A 17,638-nucleotide genomic window follows, 5' to 3' on the forward strand; every position below is an offset into this window, starting at 1 on the left:
GAGATTATAAATACAAAGATAAATGCTTGAGACTTATGCCGGAAGGCATAAAGCAAGCTTACGGTTCTTTCGAATCATCAGCTGACGTTGTGAGCTCGTTCCAATCGGTCATTGATACTTTGCCCTAGACCCTCATCGGGCATGCGTTCTGCTATGATGAGGTCCAGCTGCATCCGGTCGAGGGCATGCATGGATTCATAAATCTTCTGTGCAGCTTCTGAAAGATTTCTGGATCCGGACAAGACAATGACTGCAGCCACTTCAGGCAATTCTTCCACTCTGCCAAACACCATGCAGCCTATTTTCTTCCCCGGATGGTGGGCAATGCTTTGATGGACATTGTCGGTCAGCAAAAAGGGAGTGCTGGGTGAATAATGTCGCATCAACATCCCCGGAGCCTCCAGATTTTGATCATCTGCGGCCTTATTTTTTACCTTGACCGGGCCGATGCATTGTTCTATCGATTCCACATCTATGGCCCCAAGCCTATATATACAGGGGCTTTGGTCAGATTCCCCTACAATCGTAGATTCCAAACCTTTCCTGCAAGGGCCACCATCTAAAATATAAGGAATCTTTCCTTCCAGTTGATGGAATACATGTTCAGCGGTTGTAGGGCTTATGTAGGTGAATGGATTAGCACTTGGAGCTGCAAGCGGAAACGGAAGAGATTTTAACAACTCTAGGGTCATCGTATGATCGGGAATTCTTACCGCCACGTAAGCTGAACCGGCCGTAAGTTCGTAGGGAATGTTTTCATTTTTTCTCAACAGCAAGGTTAATGGGCCGGGCCAAAATTTGGCAGCCAGCGTATCGGCCCAGGCGGGCCATTCTATCACATAGGATTTTATTTGTTCGATATGCGCCGCATGCAGGATGAGCGGATTGTTGGTAGGGCGGTTTTTGGTTTCAAATATTTTTCGAATGGTCTCGGGTTTCAATGCATTTCCTGCCAGTCCATAAACTGTTTCGGTGGGAATGGCTACGAGTTCGTCATTCTGCAGGAAATCTCTAGCAATTCCGATGTCAGTTCCTGTGGTGGTGGTAAATGGAGGATTTGTCATTATTTGGAATACAAAGATAAGGCGTGGAAATGAGCTAATGAGAAAATGAGCTAATGTGGAAATGAGTTAATAACGAATCGGTTGTTTGATACTTTCCGTTGTTCGTCGCAGTTATAAACTGCGACGCCATATGATTATAGCATTTTTAATGCGGTCTGACACCACAATCATTTAGTACAACGATCCATTTTGACTCAAACCTATCGCCAACATGAGTCAAAAAGTTAAAAACTTTAGTGCGTATTAGGATAATTTAAACCCTAATTATTTGTAACCTATATATTTAGTTGAATTAAAAATGACATTCAATCCAAGTCTAAATTAATTTCCATAAAAAGAAATTTTTAGTGACATTTATCAAACAAGATTGAAATTTCTTATCTTGAAAGGTCATGTCAGGAAATATAAACCTAAGGGTAAACCCTGATTTTAATAGGTGTAAACCCTGATTTTTTTGAAATATTAACAATTTTGTGTAATTCTTGTATTAAGTTTGGAATCAGATTTTCATTATTTGAATCATAATATTTTTAAGTGAAAACTTTCTTGCTGTTGATTTTTGAAGAAATTCAATCCTTAGTAATCTTATTATTTTGTTTGAATTTAGAGATTGACTGCGATTTTTTAAAAGTTTTTTTTGGAAAATATTTATAAAAATTCAGGATATGAAAAGATTATTATTCTCCTCAGACAGTCTGACAACGATCTACGGACAAATTTTGAAACTTGGAAACACAAGCTTCAAATTGAATTGCTTACTTCTAGTACTTGTAATGGCCAATGGGGTTGGAAACTTGTTTGGCCAAACCAACTGCAATTGCCCTCAAGGTGCAATTCAAATTGGTTCACAAGGTTCAAATACGCTGTACACATCCACAAATCTTCCTTCTCAATTAATTGGAACTACATTATGTATTTCTGGAACATTAACAATCAACACTTCTGTCAGCATGGAGGATTGTTTTGTTTTTATGAATTCTGAAGCAGAAATCGTTGTAGATGGACAAACTTTTGGTACTATTAATTCTGAATTTCGGGCTTGTACTGACTTTTTATGGAAGGGCATCCGTTTTATTAATAATGCATTTCTTACAATTGATGATTCACAATTTTTTGATGCAAAAAATGCAATTAATGTAATCGGTAATTGTCCAGGCCGAATTATTCATAGCCATTTCGAGCGTAATAAAGTCGGAGTGAATTTGAACTCAGCTACCATGATTGGAACATTCGAAAATACCTTTACTTGCCCAGTTGCTATAAGGCAAGATATTACTTTACCTTTTAACCCTAATGGCGAAAGGTCCTATGCTGGAATTGCTGGCAATAATGGATCCAATATTCTCTCCTCCTCAAATTATTTTGAATCCTTATATCACGGAATTGTCGCTATTCGATCTACAATTGCCGCAACTAATAATGTATTTAGATACATGTTAATAAAAACTTTCTCACCAACTACATTTAGTCCCGGTGATGGTGGATATTGTGTTTTTTCCAGTGAAAGTACCTTTTCAAATTTTACAAATAATACTATGGCCGGATCATATGTGGGTATTTGGGCAGACAAATCTTCTCTAATTGATATTCATCACAATCGTTTTGATACCATAGATGCAGGCATTTATAATTTTCATGCCAGATCTAATGCAATGGTGCGGGATAATGAATTTAATATAGGCAGATACGGCATATTCGAACGATTCAGTCTTCCTGGTGTTGCTCCTAATATTCATAACAATACAATAAGTCGTAATGCATATTCCAATGAACAGGAGAGTGCGGGAATTAAAGTAGAACAAGTAAGAAACTCAGGAGGGGTAATTTCTAATAATATAATGGACTTAGATGTCTTTTGTTATGGTGTTTTGTTAGATAATTGTGTTGGTCATGTTGTGACAAATAATCAAATTTTTTATTCAATTACCTATAGTAATATCGGATTGGTTTCAGGGGAAGGAATTCTTGTGAAATCACTTGGCCAAAATTATATAATAAGCAACCATATTAATTGCAATAATCCACCGGACAGAGTAAGTGCAGGGGTAACTTGTGCTGCAAGTATTGGTAACACGATATGTTGTAACACAGTGACAAATGCAGCTAAGTGTTTTCAATTTTCTGGCATTTGCGACAGATCAATATTACAAGGAAATGGCAATATAGGGACATATAATGATGGATTCCTAATCAACCGTGGTTCAATCATTGGTCCACAACCTAACAATGTTAATAATACCCATCCCAAGTCTTCCTATAACTACTGGAACCCTCAATCAGGGGGAAGAATTGCAGATGCAAGAAATTTGAATGGCACAGGAGCCTTAGCCAGAAGATCAGAAGTTACTGCTAAGGGATGTATTCTACCTGAGTGGCCATCGATTATCTTACCTAATCAGAATTGTGATGTGAATCCATTGAATTGGTTTATGTCTATTCCCTCAGGTGGTAGCAATCAATTCTGTGGAACTCTTCCTGATTGCCAAATTCCAATCGTAGGTGTTAGGGGAGACCCTGAGAATTATATCTCAGAAAATGACATTGCTATTGCAAGAGGGGAATTAGGTCAAGTTGAAAATGGCAACATACTTGAATGGGAGGGAATGAAGCATCTGATTCTCAACCTTAGGATTAATTCGAATTTGTTGGGGCTTAATTCAAGTGTTGATTCCTTCTATAATGCAATTCTTGGGACTAACCTAATGAAATTCTATCTCATTGATAGCTTTCTGTTCCGTGCGTCTAATCTTTCTTTGGAGGAAATTTCTACTAATGATTCGCTTTTATTACAGTTAGTTAGTTACTCAGTGCTAAGAGAAGAATTATTAGATTCATTTAGAATAGCGACCGATTCTCAGGATATTGCTAACCTAATACTAGAAATGAATGAGAATGAGATTAATCAAGAGATTGTGTGGAATGAACTGAATCAGAATTTTGTAGAACATATTGCTTTGATCACTACAATGAAGGATACTGTACAAGCCATTCTAAACTCAATCGCCAGTGTTAATGCTTTAGAAGACAACGAGAAGATGGTTCGACAGCTACACATTGATCTAATCCTTCCAGACTTGTTAATTGCAAGTCCGAGTCAGTTGAATCAGTTGTCTGCGCTATCAGCACTTTGTCCTTATAAAGATGGAAATCTGGTATTCTGGGCAAGGGACCTTTACAACTTGTACAATGATCAGGCAATCTTTAATGACAGTACAATCTGCACTACACCAGAAAATTTAATTTTGGATAATTTTAATGAATCCGATATTGAGCATATTTTAAATATTTCACCTAATCCTGTGAAGGATATATTTGAGGTGTCATTTGGAAGAATAAATAATGAGGAGCTTCATTTTAAGATTATTTCCTTGGATGGGAAGGAGATGTTTGATTCTGGAGTGCAGGTTTCCGATCCTATTAGAGTACACTGTCATGAATGGACAGCCGGAATATACAATCTTGTTTTGTATAGTTCACACAAATTTTTAGGAAGACTTTCAATTGTTATATTGAAATGATTAAATTAATATCTTCTTATGCATAAATTCTTTTTGGCTATTGCTTTTAATTTATTTCTTATTGATCTGTATTCTCAGAAGTACGACTTCAATTGGATAATGGGAGAGTTGACTACATTGAAGATTGATTCATTGGAAGGGGCTGCCATTCTGAATTTTAACACACAGACTGGCAATCCCTTAATCCAATCTTCTAATAAATTTCCAAATTTTATGTATCATTATGTAACATTAATATCAGACATAAAAGGAAATTTTATGTTCAATTTTAGTGGGCATTTTTTATTCGATTATAACAATAAATGGGTCAAAGGTTATCAAAATATTTGTCCAGATGAATTCTGTGCTTATGATCCACAATCCTGTTTGGTACTTCCAGCTGGAATGAATGACAGCAGTTACAATTTGCTCACAACGAATTCCAAGGTGGTAGGAGATACTATTGCATATATAATCAACTTAAGAGATAACTTTCACAAATTGGTGAATACGGATAACAATTCAGGTATAAGAATTTTATCTACCAACAATATTCTTGTATCGGATTCCATTGATATAGGAAAAATTACAGCTTGTCGTCACGCCAATGGGAGGGATTGGTGGATTATTATTGGGCGATATAACAAGTCCGAAGTTTATACTCTTCTATTCGATGGCAACAAAGTAGTAAGTTCTTCCATTCAAAATATTGGAAGAATTCCTGAAACAACAAGTGGATATTGCTGTTTCTCGCCTGATGGTAAATATTATTGTGTAACAAGTAAGAAAGAAGATTTAATATCAGGTGAGGGTCGTGTAGAGTTTTATTCGTTTGACAGGTGCTCCGGATTGCTGTCTAATCGGCAATTTGACCTTATTGATACTACTCCAACACTAGCTGTTGGATGTGCATTTTCGCCAGACAATAGATTTCTGTATCTGAGTTCAAGTTATTATCTTTATCAATACGAAATCATCAATGGCAAGCTTTCCAATAAGCAGGTCATTGCTGAATACGATGGACATTACGGACACATTTTTCAGAATAACAGATCGTCTTCCACATTTGGAAATCTTCAATTGGCTCCTGACGGAAGAATCTATTCCAATCCTGAATTCATACAGTCCAGGTATATGCATGTCATCAATGAACCGAATAAGCCGGGATCTGATTGCGATTTCAGACAGCATTCTGTCCGCCTTAAATCCATCATAACAACAATCCCATCATTCCCCAATTATCGATTGGGACCAATCGACGGAAGCATCTGTGACAGTCTTGGGATAAACAATATTCCATGGTGCTGGTGGAGATATGAACAGGATACTAGTAGGTCTCTTTGTATTAAATTCAGAGATCTCAGTGCTTATGAAGTATCAGAGTGGTTCTGGGACTTTGGAGATGGTGTTCAAAGCACAGACACTTCGCCCGTTCATTGCTATTCAAAAGGAGGAGTCTATGACGTTTGTCTTATTGTAAAGAATCATAATGGCGCAGACACCTTGTGTCGCAGCTTGAATCTTGGTACAACGCATACAAGTGGTGACAATAATTTGAAAATGCAAATTGAGATATTTCCCAATCCTGCAAATGATTATGTAGTCATTAATCTAATAGATTATATTCCTCAAAGGTTGGTTTGTACACTGTTCAATTCGCAGGGAGTGAAAGTACTTTCTCAGAGAATATTTCAGGGAAGCAACACAATAGATCTGGAGTCAATTTCAACTGGATTATATTTTGTACAATTAGGTGACATCAATGGAATGATGAAAACCGAGAAATTGGTGATTGAATAAATAATTAGGATGATTTTTTTAGAATTTTATGGATCCGTAAAATTGGCTAATATACTATTAAATTAATTTGGAAATGAGCTGATGAGCTAATTAGTTTATAAAAAGGCGAAGCGTGCTCACAAAAAGTGATCAAAAAAATACTTCATTTGTGGATACGTAAATTTCAAGCTAGGAAGCTCGAAATAACCAAGTTTTTTTGAAGCTTCTAGGCGTTAAACTAATGAAGATAAAAAATAGTACTTGCTAAATACATCGTAAGAATGAGAGAATTAGGGAATGAGAGAATGTGGGAATGAGAGATGACTGAACGATCTCTGCTTTGGCAGAGTATCGTGCGACAGCACAATAAGATAAGGAACCCTGCCTGACTGCGTCGGCAGGCAGGCGCGAAAGCGGCTAACGGGAGAATTAGAGAATGAGTTAATGAGCTAATGGGTTAATGTGGAAATGAGTTCGTAAATTTCAAGCTAGGAAGCTCGAAATAACCAAGGTTGTTTGAAGCTTCTTGTCGTCAACTAATGAAGATAAAAAACATTACCTGCTAAACACTTCGTAAATTTCAAGCTAGGAAGCTCGAAATAACCAAGGTTGTTTGATGCTTCCCAACGTCAAACTATGAAGATAAAAAATGGTACTCGCTAAACACATCGTAGGAAATGGGCTAATGAGTTAATGAGCTAATGGGTTAATTTTTGAGGACTAATAAATTTGAAAATTAAATTTTATTATTATTTTTACCCTTGAACCTTTTTTCAAGGATACTAAATTCAGCATGCAGTTTCCGATATTGGCGTAAAATCAATTAATAACTTACTAACCCTACCAATAAATAAAACATATGAAACTCTCTCTCTCTCTCTCTCTCTCTCTCTCTCTCTAATAATTATTTTCACATTATACTTTTTATTTAAGGATAATTTTTCATTTGTTACGGTAGATGGGCCGGCTCATTTATACAATGCAAGAATTCTGGAACAGTTGATTCAGAAGGATGATTTTATTAGCAATTATTATCATCATCTTCATGAAATCACCCCAAATTTTTTCTCGACTTATCTGCTGTTTTTTTTGAATCAAATATTCACTCCCGTCATATCTGAAAAAGTATTGATATTCCTATTGCTTACCCATTTTTTCATTGGGATGGCATTGATTTTAAAATCAATTTCTTCAAAACCACATTTATTTCTATTATTATCGACGCCATTGGGATTGAATTATTTATTGGGATTTGGTTTTTATAATTTTCTTTTCGGAATTAATTTTTTATTAATAAGTATATGGTTTTATCTAAATTATCTTAAAGAATTTAAATTTTATTATCTTATTGGAATTTTCTTATGTACTGGGCTAACTTATCTTTGTCATGGGTTAGTTTTTCTGATAGCAATTTATATTTTGACAGCAATATTGGGTTTCAAAATAATTCAAGATGTTTACAATGAGAAACAATTTAGAAAAAGGTATCTTTTAGAGTACATTAAACTGGGCATTATTTTTTTACCTGGGATCTATTTTATTTTAGATTTCATGGAATTAAGAGAGGAACTTAACAAAAGCTATTTATCAAATTATGAGATAATCGATTTTATAAGCGAGATGAGGCCTTTGATATTATATACCCATTTGGACCGGATGTATGCCAAAGAATACTTTTACATTTTTTATGGATTAATAGCCATTAGTACTTACAGGTGGTTTGAACAATATAGACCGAGTACGAAAAAGGACTATTTCTTTAATTCAATTTGGTTAATCATTTTTGCAACACTGCTTTTATCCTTATTTTTTCTTCCTGATGGCAGTTCTGGCGGGAGTTTTATTATTGTGCGGATCCATTTTCTTGCAATTGTATTTTCTATATTTTGGATTTCCGTCTATGGATTTAACAAGTGGTTTCTTTATGGCTGTCTTCTTTTATTATTTTTCCCTTTAAAAAATTCTGTTCAAGAAAAGTGGAAAATTCAAAAGGAACTAAATCTCAGGGTAAATGAATTTCTTGAAGCGGAAAAGAAAATAGAAGAAAATTCCACCATATTTACGATGCGTCATAGTAATGAGTGGACTGATGGTCATTTTTCTAATTACCTTGGAATAAATAAGCCGGTTCTCATTCTTGATAATTATGAAGCTGGTACTGGATATTTTCCTGTAAGATTTAAAATTAACCCAATAAATTGTGTTTCTGTTCCATTTTTATTTAAACAAGAGGTCAATCAATATCCTATTAAATTATGTCACAGTGATTCTTCTAAAGTATTGAACTATATCCTGTTTTATGGGGAAGCGCCGTTGACTAATGTACAACAAGAATTTCTTGATTCTACAAAAATCTATTATGAAAATATTTATTCGACTGAGCGGTTAAATCTATACAAACTGATTGATAAATCAAAATAGGAAATTACTATACAAAGTATTTTTCATACATTTAAGCGAATGGAAATGCTTAATTGGTTTACTACTATTTTGAATTGTTAAATCATTTTATTTGTCTGAGTATTTATATATCCTTAATACAATTTGATTGGAAATCCGAAGAAATCCGTGTTTGTAATAACTTCAAATTAATTAAGGAATATTTGATGAATTTATTTCTTATAAGCATTCTGATAGCTGCGGATGAGTTCGATGGGATTGTTCAACACATCGCTGAGGGCTGTGATGAAAGCATCTTTTTTTACCTTGGACATGGCATATTGAAGGGGTTCGACTTCATCCGGGATGTATTCGAAACTGCAAGCGGGATTATAGGATTTTATGCCTTCGATGAGTAAATCGACTATGGCTTGAGGCTTTCTTCCTCGATGAAATTTTGCCTGATGGATGATGATGTGATCAAACATTTCTGCAGAGATATAGCCCAGTTTTATAATGGATTCATCCGGGCGATCACCGGTGCCTGTTATGATGCCAATGTGGTAGGGTGAATTTATGGTTTTGAGAAAATCCCGAATGCCACTAAACCCTTCCGGATTGTGCGCAAAATCAACCATCACCTTAAAATCAGGAAAATCGAAAATATTCAATCTTCCCGGTGTTTGTTCGGCAGATGCGTGGAAGGTCTTAAGGCCTGATGCGATCTGATCTTTTGTAAAACCAGCTACGTAACACGCGAGACTGGCCGCAAGCGCATTGGCCACCATGAATCCAACCCTCCCACCAAAGGTAAGCGGAATATCTTCTACATGAATGATGGAAACGGCTTCCGTGTTTTTCACTATTTTAATCAAACCGTCTTCGACATAAGCAGCCGTTTTGCCTTTGCTGAGGTGTTCGGTAAGTGCAGGATTATTTTTATCCAGACTGAAATAGGCGACTTCGTTTTTTGATTGTTGACCGATGTGGTAAGTATATTCATTTTCTGCATTCAATACTGCCCAGCCTCCCGGTTTGACTGCATCCACTACCAACCCCTTGACTTTGGCTAATTCGTCTAAGGTGTGAATATCTGAAAGCCCCAGATGGTCAGCAGTAACATTGGTGATCACGGCAATGTCGCATTGGCTAAAAGCCAGTCCTGCCCTCAACAAACCGCCACGGGCTGTTTCCAGAACTGCATAAGCAACTGACGAATCTCTCAGCACCATACCAGCACTCCCGGGACCGGTGTTGTCACCTTTTTCTACCAACACCCCATTCACATACACGCCATCGCTGGTTGTAAATCCGGTGCGCGTCCCTGTTTGTTCGATGATGTGTGCAATGAGTCTGGTGGTGGTGGTTTTCCCGTTAGTTCCGGTGACTGAAATGATGGGTATTCGGAAAGGAGTGCCCGGTGGAAAAAGTCCATTGAGATAAAGGCCTGCGATTTCCTGACTTTGTGCGGCAGATCCCTGGGAAAAAAATTCAAGGTCTGGCGTGATGTTGACATCAGCCACTTGCAAATTTGGGTCGTTCAGGTTTTCGCCCTGCATCCAGATTTCCAAGTCCGGAATATTCAAAATGTGGCTGATTCTTTCCAGACGAAAAACGGTGGATTCATTCGGTGTTTGTTGGGTAGAAGTTCCGTCGCTGATGATTACTTTAGCAAATTCATGATTCAGGATGAGCACCCTGAAGCCAATGAAAAGTTCTCTGGAGGCAATGGCTTTTCGGGAGAATGGTATCGAGGCTTCGTACAACAATTCCATCATGGAATCTCGGTCGGATGCCATTCGTGATGCCACTGCGTTGGTATGGGAATTTAAGCTATTGTATAAGGTCTTTTGAAATTTTCCGTATCCCAACAGAAAATACTCATTACCGAATAATCGCTGTGCGGGAATTCCTCTGGAGGCTGCAACATCCAGGATCATTTTTATGCCGGGTGAAATGGCATTGGCTGATTTAATATTTTCAATTTTCTCGATGTATGCTTCCAGTCCGAGTTGTTGACCATTTAAAAAAGATTGAAGGATGTCAAAGCTGGCTTGAGCTGCAGCTTTACCGGCTTCTTCCTCTTTGTATTCAAAAATAACCCCATAGGTGCCCGGATAAATGGTCTTCAATATTTTAAGAAAATGGACGTGGAGTCCACTTTTATTTTGCAACTCCAGGGCTAATCGTCCGGCGGTTTTTGCCAAAAGATCCAACTGGGGCGTTGGGTCTGAAATTTGATTTTCGATGATGAGTGCCATCTCTTCCTCCGGAATCAGCGGTAAGTTTTTAAGCATGAGTTCCAGATCGTCCGCATTGAGGAGGTTTTCCTCTGAAAGGTCAAGTCTCAGATTGATGAGTTGGTAGGGATTGAAGCTGTGAACGTTGGGTCCGCGGAGGGCCTGGATGCTGATTATTTTCATGGAGACCTAAGAATTTTTATCGAGGTCTTAAAGGTATGGATTATTTGGAAAAGTGCATTTTTGATTTGTATAAAAGGAGATGAGTTATCTGATGGGATAGAGGTCAAATTGGATTGCCAGCTACTTGAAGTCTGTGTACGAGCGGAGCGAGATCGCTTGTAATATTTTTTTATGTTCTGTACCTCAGGCATGATAATAGAACTATATTTATTCTGGCTTAGCTTTTCAAACGACCAAAATGAAAGACCGGATTGAATCCATTGACGTACTCAGGGGACTTGCCATGGCCATCATGGCACTGGATCATGTGCGAGACTATTTTCACCTTACTGCCAACACGGATGATCCCCTGAATCTGAATACGACGACGGTGGCACTTTTTTTCACCCGATGGATCACCCATTTTTGTGCACCGGTATTTGTATTTCTCTCCGGAACTTCCATTTATTTACAATCACTCCGGAAGACGAAAAAGGAATTGAGTTTGTTTCTTATTAAAAGAGGTTTGTGGTTGATTTTTCTGGAGGTTGTGGTCGTCAGTTTTGGTTGGTCATTTAACCCCGCCTATCATGGTATATTTTTGCAGGTAATCTGGGCAATTGGAATCAGTATGGTTGTGCTGGGTCTGCTGATTAATTTACCATTTAATGCAATTTTTGTCTTAGGAGCATTGATTGTGCTTGGACACAATGGATTGGATTATTTAGAGTCCGCAGAAGGCTTTCAGGCCGGATTTTTTTGGAACCTATTTCATCACGGATTTTTTACCCCCTATTTTCTTGATGGAGATCATTATGTTTTAATCATCTATGCTTTTGTTCCCTGGACAGGATTGATGATGCTGGGCTATTGTTTTGGGAAATATTTCAGTTCCTTTTCGGAACCATCCATCCGGCGGAAGAAAATATTTGGTCTGGGTATTTTGTTGATTGGATTATTTGTATTGCTTCGTGGGATCAATCAATATGGAGATCCTCATCCATGGTCCTACCAGGATGATGAAGTTAAAAGTTTTTTGTCTTTTATCAATGTCAACAAATATCCTGCATCTCTGATGTTCATGAGTCTGATGATCGGATTGGGGATGATGGTACTGGCCTGGGTGGAGTCGGTAAAAAATATATTTACCGATTTTCTCAAGACAATTGGGCGTGTATCATTATTCTATTATTTGGTGCACATTTATCTCATTCACCTATTATCCACGATTAGTTTTTTTATGCGCGGCCATACGTTTGCGGAAGGCTATAATAAAGAATCTCACTTTCCATTTTATTTTTTGGTGCAGGGCGAAGGATATGGTTTGCCGGTGGTATATGGAGTGTGGATATTGGTATTGATCCTACTTTATCCGTTGTGCAAATGGTACGATCGGTATAAGACCGCACACAAAGAAAAATGGTGGTTGAGTTATTTGTAGTGACTTTTATCTGCAGTAATATCAAGTTGATTTCCGATTTGAATTTGAATTAAATTTTGAGGATGAATGTACAATCAAATTTTTTAGGCTTATTTTTTCTTCTGCTTATAGCGCAATTTGTGAATGCACAGAACTGGAGCACCTATGGAGGAGGCAGCAACAGAAATGCGCTCAGCAGCATGACAGGTCCCAGTGAGATAGGTACAACATTATGGAATGTGGCCAGTGGAAATCAAACCACTCTTGCGCAAGCCATTTATTCATTTGGCGATCGGTTTGTTACCAGCCGCATTAAATTCAGTCCGTATTCCGGACTCATCGAATGCAGAAGAATTTCAAATGGGGTGTTGTTGTGGACATCTCCTAATATTAGAAGTACTTCTATCCTTTATGCCATAGGTTTCACAGAAGATGCGGTATATGCTCATGACTACAACAACGACAGTCTTTATGCACTCAGTCCGGAAAATGGATTGATTAAATGGAGAGGAAAGGTGAAGTCACAAACCTTTGGTGCGTATCCGGGTGTAGTGTATAGTTGTGATGGAGATTTAATACTGAATGCACCGGTTGCTTCAGGTAATTTTACCATGAGGGTGGATAAGCATAATGGTCAAGTAAAATGGTTTAACAAAGAATTGATTGCCATTGGACCTGCAGTTGGATTGGCTGCTTCCAGAACAACGGTGTATAGGATCACAGGAGGAATTACCATTCCCATACGACTCACTGCCATAGATATTGAAACCGGTAAAACAAAGTATTCATCCGCGCCTATACCCGGCGACGGAGATCAGGAAAATCCTATCATGATCGGAAGTGATGGTACGATTTATTTTTGGCGCGATGGCGGATCATTTTATGCTTATGAAGATACCGGAAGTGATTTTGTAAAGAAGTGGGAGTACATGCCACAGGTCACTACCGGTGTAGCACTTAGCGGAAATATGGCAGAGGCCATGGATGGAAATATTTATATTTTTGACAATGGTTATTTAAAAAAAATCAGTCATTCATCCGGAGAAGTTTTGGAGGTCAGTGTGGTGGATCTTCCAAAAGGAAGCATTTGTGTAGGGGTGGATTCAAGCGTTTATGTAAATGATCAGGAAGGAAAATATTATGCGCTCACCGAAGATCTACAAATCGTTAAATGGAATTTAAATTTATCGGGGAATCATTATTGTGCACCTGCCATATTGCAGGAGGGAGTGATGGTTTTAGCAGGTGGTGGATTTAATATCCGTGCCTATCAGACGGCAAAAGCGCTCAGTCCTGTGGCAGATTTTCGCGCCTCTGTCAGAAGAATCAGGGCGGGAGAATCCATTGACTTTTATGATCAATCATCGTATGTACCTGAAAAATGGAATTGGGAATTTGAAGGTGCGGAAATTGTGTTTTCAGATTTGCAAAATCCAGATGGAATTCGTTATCTCAAACCAGGAATATATAAAGTAAGTCTGCAAACAGAAAACAGTTTAGGAAGTCACATGATTGCAAAAGATTGTTACGTAGAAGTTTTGCCAGCAACAACTGTAGCTGATGTTGACAAGAAAATGACCATTCGTTTATTTCCAAATCCAAGTCATGATGTCATTTACTTTGACCCACCTATCCAAGATGAAAGTTGCCGGATATTTTCGATGGATGGAAGAATAATCAATGAGATGCGCATTCAACAAAACTACATGAATGTATCCATGCTTGATGCCGGCATTTATTACCTTGACTTAAAAGATTCAAGAAGTAGAATCCGATTCGTTAAATTCTGATGTTAAAAATGAGGTATGTATATTCAGGACACATCTCAAATATTTGAGACAAGGAAACTCATAATTGAATAACTAAAACAATATGTTGGGGAGTATCCTTACTCCCCAACATTTTAAACGATCAAAGAATGAAAGTAATATTTATAATTTTAAGTTTGACCATTGCATCTTGTACGAGCTCAGCTCAAGATCGATCATTCTTTAATCTGACCCCAGACATTGGAGCAGTCCAAGGGCAGTGTGTATTTGGCTCCATAGAATGCGATTCTCAATATATTTATATAGTAGGTGATCAAGTCGTCAGTCAGGATACGACAGGAGGTTATAAGAAAGTCAAGCCAAATCTCACAAAATTTGATTACCAGGGTAATCTTATTCATTCTAAGCTAATAACGGAAGATGATTTCACAAAACCCTATGTTCGGCAAAATTACCCACTCTTCAAAAGAAATGATTCTATTTATTATTATAACATGTACAACTGGGATGATACAACACTTCAGTATCTAAAAAACTATATAGTTGCCATCAATATGAGGTCAGGAAAGATTGTGAAGAAAGTTAAAGTGGAGCAACCAGTCAGTGGTGATATTATTTTTAGTACTCATTCTGAAATGGATTACCGTTCAAATGAGTTAATTTATGTATTCAGACATATATATCCCAGACAATATACTACAGACCAATATATTTATACTTACAATGACAGCCTGGAACAATTATCCAGAATGAAAGTAAAGAATATTCAAAGACGAATAACGATAAGATACATCTCATTCGAAGCAGGATTCTATCATCTCATTGGAGATGAATTTGAAGTTAAAAATAATGAATTGACACACAAAGGATGGCTCATCTACCTTAAAGTGGATACATTAGGTAATGTAATAAGAGAGAATAAACTTATTACTCCCGGTAATATTTATACAAATGGAGGGTTTGCTTATACAATAATTAAAGACGAAAAAGACAGCGGCTATTATATCGGCACCAACGATAATATTGATGTTGTAAATGACAAGTTAATACCTTATATTTTTCATGTCTCTTCGGAACTTGATACCGTCTATTGGAGGACAAGATTCCAACACCCAATGTACCTAAAAGAAGGGAATGCTTCATTTATCTATAGAATGGCTATGCTTAATGATGAATCTGGTATGGTCATTTGTGGATCCGTTTTCACTCAAGAAGTAAATGAACCAGACTATGGTATTATATTTAAGAGTAACTTAAATGGAGATAGTCTGTGGACTCGAGATATTCAACCCTTGGGCTGGGACAGTACCAGGGCCTGGTGGATGAAAATGGAGAGTATCAGAACAACACCTTATAATACACTTATAATATGCGGAAGAGTGTCGGATGGGAGGGAAGAAGTGATTAAGGGATGGCTGCTACATCTTGACTCAGAAGGCTGTCTTGTTCCGGGTTGTGATAAAGTTGTGAATAATACAGACATTCAATCTGGCAAAGAAAAAGCTTTTGCCATATACCCTAATCCATCAGTATCAAACCATTTGTATTTACTCTCAAGAATTGGAGATCACTCAATAGTCACTCTAGAATTAATTGACCTTTCTGGTAAAGTATTACATACCTCTCATTTTAATCCACAACAGGGGATCCAATATTTTATGGAAATACCAACCGACCTTCCTAATGGTGAATATATATTTAAAATTCAAGGGAAAGAGTTTCAACAAGCCGAGAAAATTGTCATTATAAGGTAAGGTGTTTAAATGATCTTTAGGCCAATTAGCAATAACTGGATAAACACTTAGAAGAAGAAATAGAAAGAAACTGGAATTAACACAGTATTGACGATCATGCCACCAAAAAACTTACTTTTCATGATTGGCATAACGGTATAAAGTTTTCACACTTGGCTTCATCATGATGGTGGCACGTCGTCAATACTCAACCGTTACGTAGAAGTTTTGCAAACAACAAGTGTAACTGATTTTGAAATGAAAATGAACATTCGTTTATTTCCAAATCCAAGTCATGATTTCATTTACTTCGACCCACCTATCCAAAATGAAAGTTGCCAGATTTTTTCGATGGATAGAAAAATGATCAGTGAGATGCGTATTCAACAAAACTACCTGAATGTATACATGCTTGATGTAGGTATTTATTACCTTGACTTAAAATATTCAGTAATAGAATCCGATTCGTTAAATTCTGATGTTAAAAATGAGGTATGTATATTCAGGCTATTTTTGCTATTGAAAATCAGCCTGTAAGATTTCGAGTGTAAGCCAATGAAAATCGCCTTCCTTTAATTTCCAGTTGATGTGACAGAGTGAGGGTATTCTGAAGGTGCCAAAATGTTTTTGTTCGATCACCTTCACTTCCCATTTTTCTTTTTGTGCTTCCTTTCCACCGCCATAAAATCTGTCTGCGGTAAATGAATTCAAATCACCCTTCAAATCAAATACAAAAATCCCTTCCACCTGGCCATTCGGAAATTCCAGGATGGCTTTAGCAGAATTTGAATCCATGGCAGTCCAATGAATATTTTTATTGAGTGCAGCAGGAGGGAACCAACAAATTTCGGCCAAATATCTGATGGCAGATCCGGTATTTATTTTTGGATTGTCTTTATCATCCACGACGTTTAGGAGTCCAAGTATTTGAATCTTCATTTCACCTTTACCATCCATGAGTTTATCTCGGCCATTCATAAACAAAAAAGACATCCAGTCCACTTTTACTTTCCATATAAAGGACGGCGAGGTCAGGGATGAAAATTGTTCCGACTCGAAATTCATCCATTTTCCGTTTGGAGCACTTCTCATTTGTCCTTTTTGGAGCGCATGAAAAATAAGATGAGCCTCGTTACCGGTAACGCCAGACCGGATCAACCATTTCTGAACTACGGGAGGCAAATCTGAAATAGACTGATGGTTGACAAGGGATGAGTTAGTCTCTTTGAAATTTTGAATTTCTATTTCCGTATTCTTTAAGAAGGATTGATATCGATAGGCCGGCAACGCACAGATCAAAATGATGACGTTGACAACGGTTCCGAAACGTGCATCGGTCCAACTTGTGAAAATCAAAAATTGAGAAAGGAGAATACCCAAAAGTGCAACACCTGTCCACACGGGTTTATTGAGCATAAAAAGTATCGCTGCCAGTAGTAATAATATGGAAGTCAACAACCAAATCCATCCCAGGGGTTTGGAAATTTCTTTGGTCAGTTGTGGAACTGCGGATGGATAAATGGATTTGACGAAACCCAAAAGATGAATTAGACCGTGAAACAGGATTAGGAAAAAGAAAATATATTTCATTGGTA

10 protein-coding genes are annotated in these 17,638 nt (G+C 37.4%); 7 read left to right on the top strand and 3 right to left on the bottom strand.

Going from position 1 to position 17,638, the window contains the following annotated elements:
- Nucleotides 1-77: 77 nt before the first annotated feature.
- Complete coding sequence (locus IPJ83_03410) at nucleotides 78-1,064, bottom strand: threonylcarbamoyl-AMP synthase (GenBank protein ID MBK7879596.1); 987 nt, start codon at nucleotides 1,062-1,064, stop codon at nucleotides 78-80.
- Nucleotides 1,065-1,729: 665 nt separating this feature from the next.
- On the opposite strand from IPJ83_03410, the gene IPJ83_03415 reads away from it, so the two are divergent.
- The 3 genes from IPJ83_03415 to IPJ83_03425 all read left to right on the top strand — a co-directional run bounded on the left by IPJ83_03415 (nucleotide 1,730) and on the right by IPJ83_03425 (nucleotide 8,761).
- Nucleotides 1,730-4,582: a hypothetical protein gene (locus IPJ83_03415; GenBank protein MBK7879597.1), complete on the top strand. Its 2,853-nt coding sequence runs from the start codon at nucleotides 1,730-1,732 to the stop codon at nucleotides 4,580-4,582.
- A gap of 18 nt (nucleotides 4,583-4,600) precedes the next feature.
- Entirely contained in the window at nucleotides 4,601-6,361 is a 1,761-nt protein-coding gene (locus IPJ83_03420) for a T9SS type A sorting domain-containing protein (protein MBK7879598.1), read from the top strand.
- A gap of 1,530 nt (nucleotides 6,362-7,891) precedes the next feature.
- Entirely contained in the window at nucleotides 7,892-8,761 is an 870-nt protein-coding gene (locus IPJ83_03425) for a hypothetical protein (protein ID MBK7879599.1), read from the top strand.
- Between the two features lie 191 nt (nucleotides 8,762-8,952).
- Here IPJ83_03425 and IPJ83_03430 read toward each other — a convergent pair whose 3' ends face one another.
- Complete coding sequence (locus IPJ83_03430) at nucleotides 8,953-11,142, bottom strand: hypothetical protein (protein ID MBK7879600.1); 2,190 nt, start codon at nucleotides 11,140-11,142, stop codon at nucleotides 8,953-8,955.
- Nucleotides 11,143-11,380: 238 nt separating this feature from the next.
- Here IPJ83_03430 and IPJ83_03435 point away from each other — a divergent pair, with 238 nt between their 5' ends.
- The 4 genes from IPJ83_03435 to IPJ83_03450 all read left to right on the top strand — a co-directional run bounded on the left by IPJ83_03435 (nucleotide 11,381) and on the right by IPJ83_03450 (nucleotide 16,580).
- Entirely contained in the window at nucleotides 11,381-12,562 is a 1,182-nt protein-coding gene (locus tag IPJ83_03435; GenBank protein ID MBK7879601.1) for a DUF1624 domain-containing protein, read from the top strand.
- 62 nt (nucleotides 12,563-12,624) lie between these two features.
- Nucleotides 12,625-14,331 (top strand): PQQ-binding-like beta-propeller repeat protein, encoded by a 1,707-nt coding sequence (locus IPJ83_03440; GenBank protein MBK7879602.1) that lies wholly within the window; start codon nucleotides 12,625-12,627, stop codon nucleotides 14,329-14,331.
- A 128-nt stretch (nucleotides 14,332-14,459) separates the two neighbouring features.
- Entirely contained in the window at nucleotides 14,460-16,064 is a 1,605-nt protein-coding gene (locus tag IPJ83_03445; protein ID MBK7879603.1) for a T9SS type A sorting domain-containing protein, read from the top strand.
- Between the two features lie 237 nt (nucleotides 16,065-16,301).
- Nucleotides 16,302-16,580, top strand: coding sequence for a hypothetical protein (locus IPJ83_03450; GenBank protein MBK7879604.1), 279 nt, complete (start codon nucleotides 16,302-16,304; stop codon nucleotides 16,578-16,580).
- Here IPJ83_03450 and IPJ83_03455 read toward each other — a convergent pair.
- Complete coding sequence (locus IPJ83_03455; protein ID MBK7879605.1) at nucleotides 16,560-17,633, bottom strand: hypothetical protein; 1,074 nt, start codon at nucleotides 17,631-17,633, stop codon at nucleotides 16,560-16,562. The two genes, IPJ83_03450 and IPJ83_03455, sit on opposite strands and share 21 nt — an antisense overlap.
- Nucleotides 17,634-17,638: the final 5 nt, after the last annotated feature.

It is taken from the genome of Candidatus Vicinibacter proximus (assembly GCA_016713905.1).
In the GTDB taxonomy this organism is placed as follows: domain Bacteria; phylum Bacteroidota; class Bacteroidia; order Chitinophagales; family Saprospiraceae; genus Vicinibacter; species Vicinibacter proximus.

Excerpts from the sequence above, each read along its gene's own strand:
- IPJ83_03440 (MBK7879602.1), top strand. The coding sequence starts at position 12,625 with ATGAATGTACAATCAAATTTTTTAGGCTTATTTTTTCTTCTGCTTATA.
- IPJ83_03420 (MBK7879598.1), top strand. The coding sequence starts at position 4,601 with ATGCATAAATTCTTTTTGGCTATTGCTTTTAATTTATTTCTTATTGAT.
- IPJ83_03425 (MBK7879599.1), top strand. The coding sequence starts at position 7,892 with ATGGAATTAAGAGAGGAACTTAACAAAAGCTATTTATCAAATTATGAG.
- IPJ83_03450 (MBK7879604.1), top strand. The coding sequence starts at position 16,302 with ATGAAAATGAACATTCGTTTATTTCCAAATCCAAGTCATGATTTCATT.
- IPJ83_03445 (MBK7879603.1), top strand. The coding sequence starts at position 14,460 with ATGAAAGTAATATTTATAATTTTAAGTTTGACCATTGCATCTTGTACG.
- IPJ83_03455 (MBK7879605.1), bottom strand. The coding sequence starts at position 17,633 with ATGAAATATATTTTCTTTTTCCTAATCCTGTTTCACGGTCTAATTCAT.
- IPJ83_03410 (MBK7879596.1), bottom strand. The coding sequence starts at position 1,064 with ATGACAAATCCTCCATTTACCACCACCACAGGAACTGACATCGGAATT.
- IPJ83_03430 (MBK7879600.1), bottom strand. The coding sequence starts at position 11,142 with ATGAAAATAATCAGCATCCAGGCCCTCCGCGGACCCAACGTTCACAGC.
- IPJ83_03435 (MBK7879601.1), top strand. The coding sequence starts at position 11,381 with ATGAAAGACCGGATTGAATCCATTGACGTACTCAGGGGACTTGCCATG.
- IPJ83_03415 (MBK7879597.1), top strand. The coding sequence starts at position 1,730 with ATGAAAAGATTATTATTCTCCTCAGACAGTCTGACAACGATCTACGGA.